This window comes from Adlercreutzia sp. CNCM I-6215, from assembly GCF_977072315.1.
Genome location: NZ_CDRVMA010000015.1, coordinates 50,593 through 69,928, shown reverse-complemented (window position 1 = coordinate 69,928; position 19,336 = coordinate 50,593). Strand labels below are relative to the sequence as shown.

The 19,336-nt window shown below is 63.8% G+C and carries 18 protein-coding genes; 3 read left to right on the top strand and 15 right to left on the bottom strand.

Going from position 1 to position 19,336, the window contains the following annotated elements:
- Positions 1–22 precede the first annotated feature (22 nt).
- Positions 23–979, bottom strand: coding sequence for a 16S rRNA (cytosine(1402)-N(4))-methyltransferase RsmH (gene rsmH / locus ACW4LP_RS11070; protein ID WP_114539922.1), 957 nt, complete (start codon positions 977–979; stop codon positions 23–25).
- Positions 980–997: 18 nt separating this feature from the next.
- On the bottom strand, positions 998–1,474 hold the full coding sequence (locus tag ACW4LP_RS11065; RefSeq protein WP_022740289.1) for a division/cell wall cluster transcriptional repressor MraZ: 477 nt from the start codon (positions 1,472–1,474) through the stop codon (positions 998–1,000).
- A 451-nt stretch (positions 1,475–1,925) separates the two neighbouring features.
- On the opposite strand from ACW4LP_RS11065, the gene ACW4LP_RS11060 reads away from it, so the two are divergent.
- Complete coding sequence (locus ACW4LP_RS11060) at positions 1,926–2,849, top strand: site-specific tyrosine recombinase (RefSeq protein WP_241520702.1); 924 nt, start codon at positions 1,926–1,928, stop codon at positions 2,847–2,849.
- Here the strand turns inward: ACW4LP_RS11060 and ACW4LP_RS11055 are convergent.
- The 9 genes from ACW4LP_RS11055 to ACW4LP_RS11015 form a co-directional block, all read right to left on the bottom strand.
- Positions 2,846–3,874, bottom strand: coding sequence for an asparaginase (locus ACW4LP_RS11055; protein ID WP_114539924.1), 1,029 nt, complete (start codon positions 3,872–3,874; stop codon positions 2,846–2,848). The genes ACW4LP_RS11060 and ACW4LP_RS11055 overlap by 4 nt on opposite strands.
- Positions 3,875–3,877: 3 nt before the next feature.
- Positions 3,878–4,645: a trimeric intracellular cation channel family protein gene (locus ACW4LP_RS11050; RefSeq protein ID WP_114539925.1), complete on the bottom strand. Its 768-nt coding sequence runs from the start codon at positions 4,643–4,645 to the stop codon at positions 3,878–3,880.
- Positions 4,646–4,648: 3 nt separating this feature from the next.
- Positions 4,649–6,130, bottom strand: coding sequence for a DUF1846 domain-containing protein (locus ACW4LP_RS11045; RefSeq protein ID WP_417177164.1), 1,482 nt, complete (start codon positions 6,128–6,130; stop codon positions 4,649–4,651).
- Between the two features lie 411 nt (positions 6,131–6,541).
- Positions 6,542–8,383, bottom strand: coding sequence for an FAD-dependent oxidoreductase (locus ACW4LP_RS11040; protein ID WP_302383943.1), 1,842 nt, complete (start codon positions 8,381–8,383; stop codon positions 6,542–6,544).
- Positions 8,384–8,568: 185 nt separating this feature from the next.
- The gene (locus tag ACW4LP_RS11035; protein ID WP_417177165.1) at positions 8,569–10,017 is read right to left on the bottom strand and encodes a helix-turn-helix transcriptional regulator; all 1,449 of its coding nucleotides are present in this window, start codon (positions 10,015–10,017) and stop codon (positions 8,569–8,571) included.
- A 39-nt stretch (positions 10,018–10,056) separates the two neighbouring features.
- Positions 10,057–10,452 carry a HEPN domain-containing protein gene (locus tag ACW4LP_RS11030; RefSeq protein WP_455803814.1) on the bottom strand — a complete coding sequence of 132 codons (396 nt, stop codon included), beginning with the start codon at positions 10,450–10,452 and terminating at the stop codon, positions 10,057–10,059.
- Between the two features lie 4 nt (positions 10,453–10,456).
- On the bottom strand, positions 10,457–11,002 hold the full coding sequence (locus ACW4LP_RS11025) for a helix-turn-helix domain-containing protein (protein WP_455803813.1): 546 nt from the start codon (positions 11,000–11,002) through the stop codon (positions 10,457–10,459).
- 533 nt (positions 11,003–11,535) lie between these two features.
- Entirely contained in the window at positions 11,536–11,865 is a 330-nt protein-coding gene (locus tag ACW4LP_RS11020; protein WP_417177167.1) for a type II toxin-antitoxin system HicB family antitoxin, read from the bottom strand.
- Positions 11,862–12,119 (bottom strand): type II toxin-antitoxin system HicA family toxin, encoded by a 258-nt coding sequence (locus ACW4LP_RS11015; protein ID WP_302383954.1) that lies wholly within the window; start codon positions 12,117–12,119, stop codon positions 11,862–11,864. The genes ACW4LP_RS11020 and ACW4LP_RS11015 overlap by 4 nt, the downstream gene beginning before the upstream one ends.
- A gap of 370 nt (positions 12,120–12,489) precedes the next feature.
- Between ACW4LP_RS11015 and ACW4LP_RS11010 the strand changes: the two genes are divergently transcribed.
- Positions 12,490–14,103, top strand: a complete 1,614-nt coding sequence (locus ACW4LP_RS11010; RefSeq protein WP_417177168.1) for a CTP synthase — start codon at positions 12,490–12,492, stop codon at positions 14,101–14,103.
- Between the two features lie 3 nt (positions 14,104–14,106).
- On the opposite strand, the gene map is transcribed toward ACW4LP_RS11010, so the two are convergent.
- Together map and murJ are read right to left on the bottom strand one after the other, a co-directional pair.
- Positions 14,107–14,880, bottom strand: coding sequence for a type I methionyl aminopeptidase (gene map / locus ACW4LP_RS11005; RefSeq protein ID WP_455803812.1), 774 nt, complete (start codon positions 14,878–14,880; stop codon positions 14,107–14,109).
- A gap of 86 nt (positions 14,881–14,966) precedes the next feature.
- Positions 14,967–16,898, bottom strand: a complete 1,932-nt coding sequence (gene murJ, locus ACW4LP_RS11000; protein WP_114539931.1) for a murein biosynthesis integral membrane protein MurJ — start codon at positions 16,896–16,898, stop codon at positions 14,967–14,969.
- 66 nt (positions 16,899–16,964) lie between these two features.
- Here murJ and ACW4LP_RS10995 point away from each other — a divergent pair, with 66 nt between their 5' ends.
- Positions 16,965–17,993 carry an NAD(+)/NADH kinase gene (locus tag ACW4LP_RS10995; protein WP_455803811.1) on the top strand — a complete coding sequence of 343 codons (1,029 nt, stop codon included), beginning with the start codon at positions 16,965–16,967 and terminating at the stop codon, positions 17,991–17,993.
- A gap of 56 nt (positions 17,994–18,049) precedes the next feature.
- On the opposite strand, the gene rplA is transcribed toward ACW4LP_RS10995, so the two are convergent.
- Both rplA and rplK read right to left on the bottom strand, forming a co-directional pair.
- Entirely contained in the window at positions 18,050–18,760 is a 711-nt protein-coding gene (rplA, locus tag ACW4LP_RS10990) for a 50S ribosomal protein L1 (protein WP_455803810.1), read from the bottom strand.
- Between the two features lie 58 nt (positions 18,761–18,818).
- Positions 18,819–19,316 (bottom strand): 50S ribosomal protein L11, encoded by a 498-nt coding sequence (gene rplK / locus ACW4LP_RS10985; RefSeq protein ID WP_022740302.1) that lies wholly within the window; start codon positions 19,314–19,316, stop codon positions 18,819–18,821.
- Positions 19,317–19,336: the final 20 nt, after the last annotated feature.

Sequence of the window (19,336 nt, the reverse complement as noted above, 5' to 3'; positions counted from 1 at the left end):
GTTCTCTTGTCGGGCGACTCCCCTAGCGCTTGCGCGCCACGCGCAGCTTGGCACTGCGCGAGCGGGGGTTCCGCTCGATTTCCTCCGCGCTGGGCAGCAGAGGCTTGCGGGTGATAAGGTCGAGTACCGGCTGCTTTCCGCACACGCACACCGGGATGTCCGGCGGGCAGGTGCATCGGTTCGCGAAATCCGCGAACATGTCCTTCACGATGCGGTCTTCCAAAGAGTGGTAGCTGATCACCGCGATGATGCCGCCCGGATTGAGCCAGCGTACCGCCGCGTCAAGGCCGCGACGCAGAACGGTCAGCTCCGAGTTGACTTCAATCCGAAGGGCTTGGAAGGTGCGCTTGGCGGGATGTCCCCCCGCGCGCCTCGCCGAGGCGGGTATAGCCGCCTTGATCACATCGACCAGCTGACCACTCTCGGTTATCGGAGCGTCCGCCCGCGCCTTCACGATGAAGTCCGCGATGCGGCTCGCCCACTTCTCGTCCGAGTAACTGCGAATGATCCGAGTGAGATCTGCTGCGTTGTAAGTATTGACGATCTCTTCTGCGGTTAGAGTTTGTTTCCCCGGATCCATCCGCATGTCGAGGGGGCCGTTCTCCTTGAAGGAGAAGCCACGTGATTGCGTGTCTATCTGCACCGATGAGACGCCCAGGTCGAACAGTATCGCGTCGATGCCGGGGATCTCGCAACTCGCGAGCAGCTCATCGAGGTCGCCGAAGTTGCCGCGCAGAAGCGCGAGCTCGGGACGATCGCCCGCAGGTATCGACTCCAGCTTCGCGGCGGCCTCAGTGAGCGCCACCTCGTCCTGGTCGATGCCGATAAGCAGGCCGCCGGCGCCCAATTGCTTGGCCGCCTCGAAGGAGTGCCCCGCGAAGCCGAGCGTGGCGTCCACGAACACCGGATGATCCGGAAGGTCGAGGGCGTCGATGCATTCGGTGAGAAGAACGGGTATGTGCCGGTATTCGCTTGTCACGGTTCGCTCGCTTTCCGCCTAGCTGTAGAACAGCCCCAGATCGACTTCGTCGCTCATGGCCTTGAAGCGGTCGGCGTCCCAGATCTCGAAGCGGCCCGTGTTGCCCACGACCACGACTTCCTTGTCGATGCCGACGGCGGCGCGCACTTCCGGGGACAGCATGATGCGCCCCGAGGCGTCCACCTCGACATCGCGGGCGCGGCTCTTCAGCACGCGGCGAAGCTTGACGTGCTCGCGGTCGGACTCCTTGTACTCGCCGAACCGATCGATGAACAGCTTCTCGACCCATTCGTTGAAATCGGGCGTCTCGAACACGTACACGCACTCGTTGGTCAGCTCCGGCGTCACCACGAGATCTTTGGAAAGAACCTTGCGGAACTTCGCGGGAAGGGCCATGCGACCTTTGCCGTCAACCTTGAAATGGAACTCGCCGTTGAGATCTACCCCATGTTGGGGCAGCTCGCTTGTCCCTTCGGTGTCGGCGGTGGCGGCCACGTGTTCCTTTCCGTGCTGCGTTTTGAGGGAGATTTGATTTCGTTTGGAGTGCGTTTCGAAATCCCGCTCGGTCGTTTTCCACAGCACGCATATTACCCCACAATGCCCCACTTCGCAACATTTTCTCCCACTTTTGCCCTATTTTCACCCCACTTGTCATCCTCAAGATATGGAAGGGTAACCGAAGGAAAATGCGAGCATTTCCCATATCTTGTATTCGTATTGAGGTATTGCGCACAATGGCCACTAGATATGCCCGACTCATGCGGATGGTGGGGCGCGGTGGGGCGCGCGACCGCGCACGTGCCACCTGTGAACGAGATTTGAAGAGGTGCGCCAAGACGGCCGCCGAGCGGCTACAATGAGGTCCGCGCATCCTGCGCCGAGTCCTGCACCGTCCCGATCGGAGACGCAGCGAAAAGTCGGAAGATCTCCCGAAAGAAGGAGCCCCGTGTTCGAATTAGAGAACGCCCTGGACGAGTACTTGTCCCATCTGCGCATCGAGCGCGGGGCATCGCCGCGCACGGCCGAGGCCTACCGACGCGATCTGGAGGACTACCTCGCCTTCCTCGACGGCGAGGGCGTGGAGGGCTTCGGCGACATCGACCGCGAGAAGGTGGCCGCCTTCGAACGCAGCCTCATGGAGCAGAACCTCGCCGTCACCACCGTGCGCCGGCGCATCTCCGCCGTGCGCGGCTACCACCGGTTCCTTGTGCGCGAGGGGCTCACCGATGCGAACCCGGCCGACGCCGTGGACATTCCCAAGGCCGCCGACCGGCTGCCGGACGTGCTTTCCATCGAGGAAGTGGGCAAGATGCTGGACGCCTTCGTGGGCGAGCGCCCGAGCGACTTGCGCGACCGGGCGCTTTTGGAAGTGCTCTACGGTTGCGGGCTGCGCGCCAGCGAGGCCGTGGGGCTCGATATGGAGGCCGTCAACTTCGACGACGGCTTCCTGCGCGTGTTCGGCAAGGGATCCAAGGAGCGCATCGTGCCCATTGCCGGCGCGGCCGAGCGCGCGCTGCGCCGGTATTTAGCCGAAGGGCGCCCGGCCCTCGCGCGCGCGGCCGCCAACCCAACCGCCGATGCCACAGCTGCGGTGTTCCTGAACCAGCGGGGCGGCCGCCTCGGGCGCCAGAGCGTCTTCAACCTGGCGCGCAAGGCCGGCCGCGTCATCGGCCGCTACGATCTGCACCCCCACACCTTGCGCCACTCGTTTGCCACCCACATGCTGAAGGGCGGCGCCGATCTGCGCGTGCTGCAGGAGATCTTGGGCCACGCCGACATGTCCACCCTGCAGGTGTACACGCACCTCGACCGCACCCACCTCCACGAGGAGTACGCCCACGCCCATCCCCGCGACAAAATGAATATCTAGACCGTCATCTCCCCGGCGAGGGGCTTAACCATGGCGGCGGCCACCTCGGTCGCCGTGAGGCCCTGGCCGAACAAGTACATGAGCTTGGTGAGGGCCGCCTCGCAGGTCATGTCGTAACCGGACACGACGCCGGAGCGCGCCAGAGCGTCACCGGTGGCGTAGCGCTTCTCCTCCACACCGCCCGCAGGGCACTGGGTCACGTTCACGACCACCTTTCCCGCGCGCACCGTATCGGCCATAAGCTCGGTGAACCATGACTCGGTGGGCGCGTTGCCGGCGCCGAACGTGCGCAGCACGAGGGCCTTCACGGCCTTCGATTCCAGCTGGGGCCGCAGCACCGCCTCGGTGATACCGGGATACAGAAACACCACCGACACCGCATCGTCCATGGCGAGCGCCGCCGCCAGCGTCCCTCCCGTAGCGGGCCGAGCGAGCAGGCGCTCGCGGAAAACGATGTGCAGGTCCATGTCGGCCAAGGGCGGGTAATTGAACGATTGGAAGGCGCCGAAATTTGTGGAGCTGACCTTCGTCGCGCGGTTGCCGCGCCACAGATGGCGCCCGAACGAGATGGCCACCTCCTGCACCATGGGCTCGCCGGCATCGGTACGGGCCGCAGCGATCTGCAGCGCCGTGATGAGGTTCTCAGTACCGTCCTCGCGGATCTCGCCGATGGGCAGCTGGCTTCCCGTGAGCACCACCGGTTTGGCCAGACCGGACAGCATGAACGAGAGCGCCGAGGCGGTGTAGGCCATGGTATCGGTGCCATGCAGCACGACGAAACCGTCGAAGTCCTCGTAGCGGTCGGCGATCACGGACGCTATCCGGGCCCAGCAGGCCGGGTTCATGTTCGAGGAATCGATGGGCGGATCCATCTCCACGTGATCGAGGTTAAAGCCGAGACGCCCGATCTTCGGCACGTTCTTCATCAGATGATCGAAGCTGAAGGGCACGAGCGCGCCGGTGGAGAGATCCTCGGTCATGCCGATGGTGCCCCCGGTGTACACGATGAGAATGCGGGGTTGCATAAGCTAATCCTTTCGATGGCGAAACCACGAGGCGCGGGTGGCGGGCTCCTTCTTGCGATGCAGGGTGGCGCGGCGAAACAGCTCGGCGCAGAAGTGCTTGGCCGTTCGCGCGCCACGGGCCACCTTCGGCGTGAGGTCGGCCTCGTCGGAGGTCTTCCAATCGTAGTACACCGACAGGTAGCGCAGAAACACCACGGTGAACACGCAGGCCGCGGCCGCCAGCACGAGCGGCGCCTTCGCGAAAGCCATGGCCGCGAACACGAACGCGCCGCCGAATCCGGCCACCGCGTAGAAGTTCGAGCGCTGGAACACGCCCGGCGTCTCCCCCACCGAGATATCGCGCAGAGCGCCGCCGCCCACGCTGGTAAGCGCGCCCAAAATGACCACCATCACGAAGCCCTCCCCGCAAGCGAAGGCCTTGTTGGCCCCGGCCAGTGCGAACAGGGCCACCGAGAGCGCGTCGGCGAAGAACAGCACCTGGCCCGTGTGGCGAAACAGCCCCCGGAAGTAGAACACGAACACCGCCAGGCAGATGCATATGAGGATGACCTCGGGATATTCCATGAAGTAGACCCCGTGATCCTGCAGCAGCAGATCGCGGATGATGCCGCCGCCGTAGGCTGTCACGAGGCCCAACACAATGGTGCCCACGATGTCCAGCTTGCGGTCGCAGGCGAAGATGGCCCCGGTGAGAACGCCCACGGCGACGCTGAAGAAGTCGGCCCCGAAGGGCACCTGCAGGGCGCCTCCCCCGGCGAAAAACTGATCCATGGCTTACTTGTGGTAGAAGCGGTGCTGCTCGTACTTCGGCTCGCAGCACACGTTGATGCCGAGTGTCTTGTACAGCTTCTCGTCGGCCGCGGAGATGATGACCGAGAAGTAGGCGTCGCAACCGCGCAGCTTGTCGGCGTTGTCGATGAGCTCGGCGGCCAGCGGGTTGTGCACCGAGGAGATGGACAGCGCCAGCAGCGTCTCGTCGGAGTGCAGGCGCGGGTTGTGGCTCTTCAGGTGCTCGGTCTTCAGGTGGCAGATGGGCTCCAGCACGTCGTCGGAGATGACATAGAGCTCGTCGTCGACCCCCGAGACGCCCTTGAGCGCGTTCATGAGCAGCGCCGAGGCCGCACCGAGCAGGTTGCCCGTCTTGCCCGTCACCACGCGCCCGTCCGGCAGCACCATGGCACCGGCGGGGCCGCCCGTCATTTCCTCCTTCAGAAGTGCCGCCGAGCGGGCCGGCGAGAGATTCTGGGTGATGTTCGCCTGGTTCATGAGCAGCTCGATCTTCTTCAGGGCCTCCTCGCCCACGCCCGTGCGCTTGATCTCCTCGGCGGTCTGGAAGTAACGGCGCACGATCTCGTTGTTGCCCGCCTCGCGGCACGCCTCGTCGTCGGAAATGGCCAGCCCCGCCATGTTCACGCCCATGTCCGTGGGCGACTGGTAGGGACACTCACCGGAGATGCGCTCCATGGTGGCGCGCAGCACAGGGAAGATCTCCACGTCGCGGTTGTAGTTCACCGTGGTCTCGCCGTAGGCCTCCAAATGAAACGGATCGATGATGTTGTCGTCGTCCAAATCGGCCGTGGCCGCCTCATAGGCGATGTTCACCGGATGGGACAGCGGCAGATTCCAAATGGGGAAGGTCTCGTACTTGGCGTAGCCGGCGGTGATGCCACGCTTGTGCTCATGATAGAGCTGGGAGAGGCAGGTGGCCATCTTGCCCGAGCCGGGGCCCGGGGCGGTCACCACGACGATGGGGCGCTCGGTTTCGATGTACTCGTTTTTGCCGAAGCCCTCGTCGGAGACGATGTAGTCGATGTCGTTGGGATAGCCCGGAATCGGGTAATGCAGGTAGCTCGTGATGCCCATGGCCGTGAGCCGCTTGCGGAACAGGTCGGCGTCGGGCTGGTTGGCGTAGCGGGTGATGACCACGCTTCCCACTTTGAAGCCCATGGAGCGGAAGATGTCCATGAGGCGCAGCACGTCCTCGTCGTAGGTGATGCCGAGGTCGCCGCGCACCTTCGAGCGCTCGATGTCGTTGGCGTTGATGGCGATGACGATCTCCACGTCATCCTTCATCGATTGCAGCATGGAGATCTTCGTGTCCGGCTTGAAGCCGGGCAGCACGCGCGAGGCATGGTAGTCGTCGAAGAGCTTACCGCCGAACTCGAGATAGAGCTTGCCGCCAAACTGCTCGACCCGCTCGCGGATACGCTCGGCCTGCAGCTCGATGTACTTGTCGTTGTCGAATCCTTCGCGCATGGGCGGCACTCCTTCGCATCCGTTGCCTTCGGGCTCTCTGCGTCTCCGCGCCGCCGTGGCCTTAAGGGGCGGACGGTTCGCGGCTCGCTAGCAAACTCCCAAATTATAGCCCAGCCGCCCCGAAGTCTCCGACCTGTTCTCCCTTTTTCAAGTTTTCAAGAGAAAATGCCAGTTCGACCCTGAAATGGCATTCCCTTTCTAGCCATTTCTGGGCCGAAGTGGCATTTTCAGCCATTTCGGCCCTCAACTGGCAGCCCTTCCTTACCATTTCTGCCTCCAACTGGCATCTACTTTGCAAAATGGGCAAATGGGAGAGCTCTCGATGAGCTTCAACGCACAAAAGGCCCGCGACGCCGGGGAGGGAAAGCGTCGCGGGCCCGAAAGGGAGGGAGCAAGGGAAAGTACGAAGCGCTACAGCCCCTTGGCGGCGTTCTGGCCGGCCAAACGGCCGTAGACGATGCACCCGGCGTGATTCTGTCCCATGTTGGTGTTGGGGTAGCAGCCATGGAAACGGTTGCCCACCATGGAGCCGGCCAGGTACAGCCCGGGAACGGGCATGTTGTCGGCGTCCAACGCATGCACGTGCTCGTCGCTCATCACACCGCCCACGGTGTTGCGGAACTTCGGCGGCGTGATGGCCGTGGCATAGAAGGGGGCCTTGCGCACCGGGGCCATGCGGTCGGCGCGCTTGCCGAAGTCCTCGTCGACGCCCTTGTCGTACAGCTCGTTGTAGCGCTCGATAGTGGCGGCGAAGGCGTCGGCCGGCACGCCCATCTGCTCGGCCAGCTCCTCCAGCGAGTCAGCCTTGAACTGGCTCATCTTCTCCACCTCGGCGCGGGTCATGGTGCCGATGGGATCGAACAGATGCCCCATGGGGATGTCGTCGTAGTTATCGGTGATGCGCCAGTAGCAGCGGTGGCCGACGGGCATATGCGACACCTGCTCCGGGAAGTCGTCGTCGAAGATCTGCCACATGACCTTGCCGGCCACGCGCATCGACTTCGCGCCGAACACCTCGCCGACCACGTCCTCGTTCATGAAGCGGTTGCCCAAACCGTCGACGAGCAGGAAGGGGTTGCAGCCCATGGCGCCCCCGTAGGAGTCGCACACGTAGGTCATGGTCTCCGAACGGTCGATAGCGGCGCCGGCCCACGCGGCCAAGCTGATGCCGTCGCCCACATTGGTCACGTTGCCCTTGGCGTCCACCTCCGGCCAGCCGGTGGGCTCCAGCTCGGCGGCCGAGCGCACATAGTAGTCTATCATGGCCGGGTTGCTGGAGAAGTTGCCCGTGGCCAAAATGACGCCGTTTTTCGCCACGGCCTTGTGCATGTCGCCGGCCTCGTCCTCGAAGTAGACGCCGGTCACGCGGCCGTCGTCATCCTTGGCCAGCTGGCGCGCCCACACGGCATAGCGCACATCGGCGCCCTCTTCCACGAACTCGGCGGAGTACTTGCCCACGTAGGTGTGCTCCGGCTCCACGGCGATGACCGAGGCGAACATGGGGTACAGCTCGTCCTCGACGTTCCAGTTGGGGTTCACCGGATGGTTGAACAGGTTGATGTAGGGAGCGGCGGCACGAGCGGCTTCCTCGCGCTCGGGGGTCACGTCGTCGAAGTGGCGGCCGGCGCGCTCGGCCAAACCTGCGGTGCAGATGTTCAGAATGGCTTCGTAATCGAGATCGGTCTCCCCTGCCGTCTGCTGGGCGTCGAGCACCGTGTAGCTGGGGCACTTCTCCAGGTACCAGTCGAAGTCCTCGCCGCAGTGGTACACCATGTGCTTGAGCAGGTTGTAGTTGCCGCGGCCGCGCCCGTCGGCCACTACCTGGCGCAAAATGCGGTCGAGTTGCTCGTCGGAGAACTCCACGCCCTGCTCTTTGGCGATTTTGGAATTGATGGCCGTGATCTGGTGGGAGTGCAGGTGGTACTCGGCGCCCTTCTCGAGGCAGATCACACTCGCGCCCTCCTCCAGAGCGGCGCGGGCGGCGCAGATGCCGGCCAGGCCCATGCCCACGACGACCACATCGGCCTCAACCGTCTCGACGAGCGTCGACTCGTCCACTGGGTCGGGGGCGATCAAAAACGACGGGGTGTACACGCCGTCGGCATCGAAGGTGCCGAACTCGCTGCCGCCGGTTTCCGCAAGCGACTCGCTTTGCGTCTTGGGCGCGCAGCCGGCCATGCCGGCGGCCAGGGCGGCGGCGCCGGTCATGGCAGCGCCCTTCAGAAAGCTGCGGCGGTTGATGTTCGTTTTCATGGTAATCCCTCCTGAACCTTTGATGACTGTTGCCGCGTTCGGCGGTTCAGTTCTCGCCGAGCGCACTGCCATCATGGCCTCTCGGCAGCAGAAAGGGAATCAACGAACCATGTGAATTAGGGACAAAACCCCTCGTCAATCCATGTGAAATTGCAGAAAAGCCCAGAGGTGGGCTTTTCGGGAAACTACAAGGAAGCGTCTTGGTGAATAAGCGCGATCAGCTCCTCGCGCGAGCCGATCTTCGCCTTCCGGTACACGTTGCGCACGTGGGTGCGCACGGTGTTCTCCGACACCACGAGTTCCTTGGCAATGTAGGGATAGCTGTGACCGCGGGTGAGCAGCGCCATCACCTCGCGCTCGCGAGGCGTGAGGGCCCAAGCGTCCGATAGCGCCTCGCAGCGACGGGCGATGACCGCTTCCAAATCGTCCTTCGGAGCATCCGCGGGGGCCTTGGCGGCAGCCCCATCAACGATAGGCGCATTCACAATGGCGATGATCACGATATAGAACGTGAACAAGATCGCCCCCATGTAGGACACGATCGGCCCTAGAACATAGGTGATCCCCAGCCCTGCGAGGCCGCAGGCCCCGAAACCCGCGAGCAGAACCCCAGCCCCGAAGCCCGTCGACACATCCGATTCACGCGCCGCGTCCGACACGGCAATCCAAGCCGCGCCGAGGAACAGCGCGAAGCCCGCTTCCCGCAAAACCCCGAACACGCTGAGCACCAGCGCGCCGGTGGGCACATCGAGGAAGTAGGGCCTTATCACGAACACGAGCACCATGAGCGGCAGCACCGTGTTAAAGAGCACACGCTGGGCGTCGCCGCCCTTGCGCGCGAAACGGCTCAGCCCGGCGAACAGCGCGGCGCCCAGCGCCATGCCGATGACCTTTTCGAAGGCGAGGGATGCGCCGTAGTTCAAGGTGATGCTCATCAGATCGGTATCCCAGGTAAACCCGAAGACGAACATCGTGATGAACGCGCCGACAACCGGCCGCCACGTTCCCGCCGCGAACGACTTCAAGCGCTCCTTCGGCGAAAGGCCCTCCCCCTCAGGTTGCGCAATGGCGCCGGCGACTCCCTCGGAAGCGGGCAGCAGCAACCCGATCCATGTCAGGGCAACGAGGACAGCTACCACGACCGACACAAGCGACGTCGGCACGTAGAACAGCAGAGCGCTGGCCACAGCCGCCGTCGCGAATGCCAAGCCCGTGCAAAAGAAGCGCTCGGCCATGGTGCGCCGGGCGAACCAGTCGAGCCAGGCGAGAAGCAGCAGCGACGCGCCAAAGCCCGCGGCAGCCCCGCCAACAAACATCGGAAGCGGCACCAGCCACCCGGCAACAGCGACGAGAGCGCCGATGCCGCCAATCACCTGGCGCCGCCGGCGACAGCCCGAAGAACGATCGAATCCTTCGCGAGCATAGAACAGCACGAGGCCTCCCCCGAACACCAGAAGGCCCGCAAAGCACACACCCGCAAACGGCTTCCACGCAGCCAGCCCCGCCGCGAGCACCATCGCGCCCGTCCGATGGATCGCCACAACCAGCGCGGCTATAAGAGCCCCGAAGCAGCACGATGCGGGCCAGAGCATCCCTGCGCCGGCCACGCGTCCTTCATGCTTGCGCCCTGCCATCAACCCTCCATCGCCCTGTGCCCACACTGCAGGCCGCCGTCACTCACGGATTTCCTCCTCAAGGGCAGCAATGGCAGCCGTTTCTTGTGCCGCCACTTCGGCTAGATAGTCGTCGATCTCGCTCAGGGCCCGTTCCACCTTTCGGGATTCGATGGCGTAACCGAGAACGTAACGCGACTTGGCCTCCCACTGGGAAAGCATTTCAGCGTGATCCTCCAAATACTCGGGAAGATACAGCTCCGCTCCGGCCTCACGGCCCATGCGTATGAGCTGATCGATGTCGTGGGTCTTAGGATATTCGACGCCGTTCTGCTCCAGCAAGTACTTCAACGCCAGCTCCATGGCTTGCTGAAGGTGATAGCCCATCGCGTTGATCTGCTCTTCGTCGTCGGCGTCGTGGTCGAACAATATTTGAGCTGTTCGCAAGTTTGCCACGGCCTTATCGTAGAGCGTCCGAGCGCTTCCCATAGACCGTCACCCCCGTCCTCGCTATCTCGGCCTTCAAGCCCCCGTCGGCGGTATAGTTGGTCCATAGATCGAAGGGGAAATCGTGGGCCTCCGTCACGGGATTGCGGTCGCTGGCCATTTCCACGTACACATCGACATCGCTTCCACGGTGACAGCGCTCGGTGACGCTTGAGCCGAACACCGCGATGCTCTCCACCGCATCGTCGCGCGCAATGTCGTCGATGAGCTCGCGCACCTTCCGCTGCTGCGTGGGATAAACGCGATGGCACTGGTCGAAAGGCCGATCGACGCACACGCGCCAAGACGTCCGAGGGGGAATGACGTGGCGAGCCGCGTGCCGCTCTCCCCTACGCCAGCTGCTCCTTGGTAAAAGCCGTTCCATCATGGAGAGCACATAAGCTGGCGGAGCGCTCTTCCCCTGCTCCCACTGCTGCAACGTCCGGACGGGGATACCGAAAAGCTCAGCGAACTGACGCTGACTCAGCTTTGTTTCCCTCCGCAAATCCGCAACCGTCATAGCGCACCTCCTATACGTTGATAACGTATATGATTTCCTGTGGCCTGTCAAGATAGGGGCACCCCTGACTCTCTCTTCGACCCTAAAACCCGAAAGCGAGAGACCGCCGAGGACGACCGCTTCCTCGCCTCGGGCGCTGCGGGCCGCTTCTCCAGCGACAGCCGAGCTCATCGAAGCGGCGATGGTCCAATGAGCCGGCTCACCGTCGACTTCTCAACGGCCTTCTTCGAGAGAGTCGACAGCAACGATAAGCTGTCCCGGCGAAGTCCATCTCCCGCAATACGATCAGCTCATCGCCGACTTCAATAGACAGAGCATCAGAGAGGCTTTTGCTTCTGCGCAAAAGGAAGGGAGCTTCAGTCTGATTGCTCTAAGTTCACGACAATCGGCCCTCCTTTATGTAGACAGGTTTGGTAATCCCAACGACTTTCGAGCTCGTCGACGTCCAGCAAAAAGGTAAGACTTTTCCAATCACGTTCACTTCCGCACTATCGGAAAAGCAAGGGCTATATGCCCCATTCCCGCAAGAACCCTCAAACAGCAGCCGCAATAGCGTCGGCGACGAACTGGTTGAGAGACTCGTTGCGTGCCGCAGCGGCCATGGCGGCCGCACGGTGCAAATCGGGGTTGATGCGCACGTTGAATGTCCCCTTGTAGGACTTCTCCGGCTTCTTGCCTTTCTCTGCGCAAAAAGCCAAATAATCGTCGACGGCGTCGTGGAATGCCTGCTCGATGCAAGAGGCGCTATCGGCCTCGAAGTAGACCCTGTCGCTCATACCCACCACGGTGCCGCAAAGCATCTTGGTATCGCTGTCGAATTCAACCGTTGCGAAGTAACCGCAATATGAAAGAACGTTGCTCACAAGCGCTCCTCTCCATGAAGGAACTTGACGGCAGCCTTGATAGCGCCTCCGGTCATCTCGTCGGAAGGGTGCGGAGAATGCATGACCAGCATTCTCCCGTCGGACTCGCGATAGAATCGAACGCGAGACCCGGACGTGGCGCCCTTCTGGTCCAGCTCGTAGCCCAGAGACTCCATGACGCGGACGAAATCTCTGAAGCGGAAGGTACGGGGCTTCGTCATAAGAAGGCTGTACAGCTTTTCCACTTGAGTCATAACCCCTCACCTTATGCAACTATATTATAGTTGCTATTTCCTGCATGTCAAATATGTCATCAAAAAATGATGATAGCACAAATGTTCTGTTAAACCAGATGAAATCTATGAGCTCAATGCAAGATTCCTAATCTGCCTGATAGATTCCCCCTGAGCTCCTCGAAGCTTTGGCGGTCTCGCTTACAAGAAACCCCAACAAGCAGCTTCCCCCGAAATCCGTTTCCTGTTGGAAACATTTCGGGACTATGCTGGTTAAGCGTTGGGAAGTTGCGCAGGCGCGCCGCTTCGAGCGCATTTTTTATGCCCGGAGCCCGCAACAGGCACACTGCCCCATGGCAAGAGATTCGCTCGCAATGATAAGGAGACTCGTATGGCCAAGCACATCTTCGTTACCGGGGGCGTCGTCTCGTCGCTGGGCAAGGGCATCACCGCCGCCTCGCTGGGCCAGCTTTTGAAAGCGCGCGGCTACAAGGTGACCATGCAGAAGATGGACCCGTACCTGAACGTAGACCCGGGCACCATGAGCCCCTTCCAGCACGGCGAGGTGTTCGTCACCGAGGACGGCCACGAGGGCGATCTGGATCTCGGCCACTACGAGCGCTTCATCGACGAGAACCTCTCGCGCGAGAGCAACTTCACCCAGGGCTCCATCTATCAGACGCTCATCGCCCGCGAGCGGCGCGGCGATTTCCTCGGCGGCACCGTGCAGGTCATCCCGCACGTGACCGAGGCCATCAAGGAGCGGATCCGCCGCGCGGCCGAGCAGTCCGGCGCCGACATCGTCATCTCGGAAATCGGCGGCACCATCGGCGACATCGAGGGCCTGCCCTTCATCGAGGCGGCGCGCCAGTTCAAGAAGGAGATGGGGCCGGGCAACGTGCTGTTCGTCCACGTGACGCTCGTGCCGTACATCGCCGCAGCCCACGAGGTGAAGACGAAGCCCACCCAGCACTCGGTAAAGGAGCTGCGATCCTTAGGCGTGCAGCCGGACTTCATCGTGTGCCGGTCCGATCATGAGATCACCGATGGGGTGCGCGAGAAAATCGCGCTGTTCTGCGACGTGGACACTGACGACGTGCTCGCCTGCCCCGACGCGCCTTCCATCTACGAGGTGCCCATCAGCCTCTACGAGCAGGGTTTCGACATCTCGGCCCTGGCGAAGATGGGACTCGCGCCCCGCAAAATCAAGCTCGCTCCCTGGCGTGCCTTCCTGAAGGCGAAGGACGCCTGCGCCGGCGAGCTGGACATCGCCGTGGTGGGCAAGTACGTGAGCCTGCCCGACGCCTACCTCTCCATCAACGAGGCGCTCGTGGCCGCCGGCATCGCGGCAGGGCGCCACGTGAACGTGCACCTCATAGACGGCGAGGAGCTCACCGACAAGAACGCTGAGAAAGTGCTCGGCGCCATGGACGGCATCCTCGTGCCGGGCGGCTTCGGCGCCCGCGCCTTCGAGGGCAAGATCGCCGCGGCCCGCTACGCCCGCGAGAACAACGTGCCGTTTCTGGGCATCTGCCTGGGGCTTCAGGCAGCCGTCTGCTCCTTTGCCCGCGACGTGTGCGGCCTGGAAGGCGCCACTTCCGCCGAGTTCGCCGACGCGGCGCCCGCGGGCACGCCCTTCGTCATTGACCTCATGCCCGAGCAGGAGGACGTGGAAGACAAGGGCGGCACCATGCGCCTGGGCGCCTACCCCTGCAAGGTGGTGACCGGCACCCGCGCGGCGCAGGCCTACGGCGAGCCCATCGTCTACGAGCGCCACCGCCACCGCTTCGAGGTGAACAACGCCTACCGCGACGCGCTCGTGGAAGGCGGCCTCGTGATTTCGGGCCTCTCCCCCGACGAGCGCCTGGTGGAGATGATCGAGCTGCCCGACCATCCCTTTTTCGTCGCCAGCCAAGCCCACCCCGAGTTCAAGAGCCGCCCCGGCAAGCCCCACCCCCTCTTCAAGGCCTTCGTGGAAGCCGCCAACGAACGCAAGGGAGCGTAGAGCCTACACGGGGCGCGGATGGCCTTCCTCGGTGGTGAGAACGACCGGACCGTCCTCGGTGATGGCGACGGTTTTTTCGAAGTGCACCGAGGGCTTCCCGTCGCGGGTGCGCACGAGCCAGCCGTCCGCGGCCGCCTTCACCTTGCGGATACCCATGTTCACCATAGGCTCGATAGCGAGCACCATGCCCGGCAGAAGCTTCAGCCCCGTGCGGCGACGCCCGAAGTTCGGGACGTTCGGATCCTCGTGCATCTCGCGTCCGATGCCGTGGCCCACATAGTCGCGCACCACCGAGTAGCCGGCCGCCTCGGCCAGCGACTGCACCGCGTGCCCGATGTCGCCGAGGCGCTTGGTGGGACGCGCGTTGTCGAGCCCCTCCCACATGCAGCGCTCCCCCACCTCCAGCAGGCGCTGCACCTCGGGTGCCACCGTGCCCACCGGATACGTCCAGGCGTTGTCGCCCACCCAGCCGTCCACGATGGCCCCGGTGTCGATGGAGATGAGGTCGCCCTCGCGCAGGACGAGCTTCCTCGAGGGAATGCCGTGCACCACGGCGTCGTTCACCGAGGCGCAGATGGAGCCGGGAAAGCCGCCGTAGCCCTTGAAGGCCGGAACGCCGCCCTCGGCGCGGATGACCTTCTCGGCGATGGCGTCCAGCTCGGCCGTGGTGATGCCGGGCTCGACCGCCTCGCCCACGCGCCGCAGCGCCAGCGCCGACACGCGGCCCGCCTCCTTCATGGCCTCGATCTGAGCCGGGGACTTCAACTTCACTGCCATGGAATCACGCTTTCTGCTTGCTGATCTTATCTGCCCGAGGCCCTGCGACCTCGCACGGCGCGCACCGTGCGCGCGGACGCGTCGCGTTATCGCCTCAGCTTCCGGGCGACTTTGCGGACGGCGCCCGAAATGAAGGACGCCTCGGGCCAATCGCCGCGCACAGCGGGGCCGAACGTCACGACGAGAGCCGCGCACCCGCCGGCAACCACGTAGGCGAAGGCGCGGACGACGCTGCCGTCCATGGGCCCGAAGCCGAGCGTGAGCCCCACGAGCACCCCGTAGCCCACCACGGCTCCGGCGCCGCCCAGGGCGAGCGCCACGATAAACGAGCGCATCACCGCGCCGAGCCCCATGGGCCCGAAATGCCGCCGCAGGTACGCGAAGGCGATTACGTCGCCGATAACGTAGGAGACGATGGTCGAGGCCGCAATGGACTCCAACGTGACGTCCAGTCCCTGCTGGTAAGCCCAGGCCGCCCCCAGCGTGACCGCCACCTGGGCCGCCACCGCCGCAAAGTTGATAACCGAGAAGACTCCCATGCGCCGAATGGAGCTGAATATCTTGTTCAAGTAGGCGTTCACCCCGTAGAACGGCAGCGCCACGGCCATGACGGCCAGATAGCTCGCGATCTGGCCTATGGCATCGGCGGTGAACGCGCCGATATGGTACAGCGTCACGAGCGGTGTCGCGAACACCATGAGGTAGAGCGCCATGGGGATCATGAGAAAGAGAATCTGCCGCGTGCCGTCGATGATGCCCGCGATGACACCGCGGGTGTTCCCATCGGCCTGCATGTCCGACAGCTCCGTGAACAGCGTGGTGGTCACGGGCACTGCGAGGAACGAGTACGGGAACGTGAACCACAGCCGTGCGTAGGCGATGACCGAAGGGCCGTTGTCCGCGAACACGTAGGAGGCGGCGTTCTGGGCCGACACCGTGGCGAACGAGCACACCGTGACGAACACCGCGGGCGCGCCGAGGCGCAGCGTGTCGACCAGCGCCGGATCGCGCCAGTCGATGCGGGGGCGCAGGCGGATGCCCACCTTCTTGAGCGCGGGAATCTGGAAGGCCATCTGCACGAAGACGCCGAGGGGGTTGCCGATGGCGATGGCGAGAAAGGCCAGGTTCTGATCGGTCTGGGCGATGACGGCGTATAGGATGAACGAGGCGATGACGATGAGGTTGTTGAACACCGGTGCGAAGGAGGACCAAAAATATTCGCGGTTCGCGTTCAGAAGGCCCGACACAATGGAGGAGGCGCCGTAGAAGACAATCTGGATGGAGAAGAACTGGAAGAAGAACACCGCCAGCGCCATCTCGTCCTGGTTCGAGTAGAAGCTCTGGGTGTAGATGATCTGCCCGGCGAACACCATGCAGAGCACCGAGACGATAGCGAGCAGCACCACGACGATGGTGAGCAGATTCGATGCGTACTCGTTGCCCCGCCTGTCGCCGAGCTGCTTTTTCACCGAGAGGTACACCGGTAGAAACGCCGTGATGAGCATGCCGCCCATGACCAGCTCGTAGAGCATGTTCGGCAGGTTGTTGGCCACCTGGTAGGAGCTGGAGACGAAGGTGGAGCCCAACGCGAAGGCCATGGCCCAGGTGCGGGCGAAGCCAGTGATGCGGGAGATGATGACACAGATGGAGATGAGGGCCGCGCTCGCCCCCACCGATTCGGCCGACAGCTTGCCGGCGCTCGCGCCACCACGGCCCGCAGCCTCGGCCTCGGCGGCCTCGGCGACGATCACCTCCTGCTGGCGGATGGACGCCTCGGACGTGGCGCCGGGGATGGTGCGGTCGAGGCCCGCATGGGAGCCGACGACGGGGATGAGCCCCGTGGCGCCCGGGTCGGTCGGAGGACGCAGAAGCGTCTTGTCCACGCCGCGATGGCGACCGCGGGCGGGAATGCGCGCCTCGGCGTTCGCCCGCGGGTTGTTGCGGGGCGCAGCATTCCTATCCGTCGGGTCGGGCGGATTCGAGCGTATATGACGGGCTCGTTGGAGCTTGTCGGACATGGGCGAACTCTTCGATGATGAGCGGTATAATTCATCCATCATAGCAAACTCGGAAAGCAGAGCCCCATGCACATACTTGTCGTACGCAATAACTCCAACCCGCAAGCTGTTGACGCCTCGCTGCTGCTCACCGCCTATCTTACGAGCCAGGGAATCGAGGCGCTGCTCGTCGATTCCTCGTCGCTTGGCACCGACCAAGGGCGCCGTGACGTGCGTGCGCAGCTGCCCGGGCAGCTGGCGCTTGTCGTCGTGCTCGGCGGCGACGGCACCGTGCTGCATACCGTGCACCTGCTCCATGACCGCCAGGTTCCCATCCTGCCCATCAACTTCGGACGGCTGGGGTTTCTCGCCAATGCCGACACCGATGGCGTGGTGCCGCTCGTGGCCGAGGCCCTGGCCGGCGACTTGCGCGCCGAGCGCCGCAGCATTCTCTCCATCGAGGTGGTTTGCGAAGGCGAGCACGATCCCTACGGGGAGGCGAACAGGGCCGGAGAAGGCGCCGCCTGGGACATGCCCGACGTGAACGCGGAGCCGAACGCCGCCACCCCTCCTTCGGTTCGCAAGCCCGGGGAGACCGACAGCGCCCCCTGGACGCCCATCTCGGGTCGCTTCGGCGTCAACGGTCGGGGGCTCTCCGGCGCACGGCAGTTCTTCGCCCTGAACGAGGCGGCCATCACCCGCGGCGCCATGGGACGCATCATCGAGCTGACCCTGAACGTCTCGGGGGTGGACGTGGCCCGCATGCGCGGCGACGGCCTCGTCGTCTCCACGGCCACCGGCTCGACGGCCTACGCACTCTCAGCCGGCGGCCCTTTGGTCTCCCCCGGCTTCAAGGGCATGATCGCCGTGCCGCTCGCTCCCCATACCCTGCGCTCCCGCGCCGTGGTCACCGATGTCAGCGACGTTATCGAGGTAGGTTTCGACGACACCGACGAGTTCCGCGAGGCGACGCTGTTCGTCGACGGCGACATCGTCCCCTTCGATGCGCCCCTGCGGAAGATCTACGTGCAATGCGCCCCCTTCGACGTCACGCTCCTGCGCGCCGACGGCGCCTCCTTCTACGACCGCATCAGCAAGGACTTCTTCGGGGAGTAAACGCAAAAGGGCCCCGCCGAAGCGGGGCCCTTGCTCTTCGATAGAGAATCGTCGATTTACTCGGCGGACTCGGTGTAGGCGCGGGTCGCAGAGGAGTCCACGGAAACACCGGGAGTCATGGTGCCGGACACGGTGATGGACTTGACGTACTTGCCCTTGGCCGCGGCGGGCTTCATGCGCAGGATCTCGTCGTAGACAGCGCCGTAGTTCTCGGCGAGCTGCTCGGGGGTGAAGCTCACCTTGCCGAGGACGACGTGCGCGATGCCGTAACGGTCGGCGCGGTACTCCACGCGGCCGCCCTTGAGCTCCTTGATGGCCTTCGCCACATCGTTGGTGACGGTGCCGAGCTTCGGGTTGGGCATGAGACCGCGGGGGCCGAGGATCTTGCCGAGACGGCCGACCTTGCCCATCTGATCGGGCGTGGCCACAGCGGCGTCGAAGTTGAACTCGCCGGCCTGAATCTGCTGCATGAGCTCGTCGGTGCCCACGATGTCGGCGCCGGCCTCCTCGGCGGCCTGGGCAGCGGCGCCCTCGGCGAAGACGGCCACGCGGACGGTCTTGCCGGAGCCGTTGGGCAGGCTCACGGTGCCGCGCAGCTGCTGGTCGGCCTGACGGGTATCGATGCCCAGGCGGAAGTCGCCGGTCACCGTCTCGTCGAAGTTGGCCACGGAGATCTCCTTCAGCAGCTTCATAGCGGCGAGCGGGCTCACCGGCTCGGCCGGAATCTGCTTCTCGGCCTCAACGTACTTCTTTCCGTGCTTAGTCATTGCATTTCCTTTCGTGGTAATGGCGGGCGCTTCTCACCCTTCCACTGTTGAATCAAACTTAGTCGACGGCCTTGCCCTGAAGCATCGCGGCAACCTTGCGGCTGGGCACGTACTTCTTCTTCATCTCGCGACCCTCGATGCGCACGCCCATGGAGCGGGCGGTGCCGGCCACGATCTCCATGGCCGCCTCGATGTCGTTGGCGTTCAGGTCGGGCATCTTGATCTCGGCGATCTCGCGGAGCTGATCCTCGGTCAGCGTGCCGGCCACCTGAATCTGCGGAATGGCGGCGCCGCTCTTAATGCCGAGCTTCTCCTTGATGAGCACGGCCGCGGGCGGGGTCTTGCACACGAAGGTGAAGGACTTGTCCTCGTACACCGTGATCTCGACCGGGATGATGGTGCCGGCCTGGTCCTGCGTCTGGGCGTTGAACGCCTGGCAGAACTGCATGATGTTGACGCCCTGGGCGCCGAGGGCCGGGCCTACCGGCGGGGCCGGATTGGCAGCGCCGGCGGGGATTTGCAGCTTTACAAATCCAGTGACTTTCTTGTCAGCCATCTGTGACTACCTTTCAGATG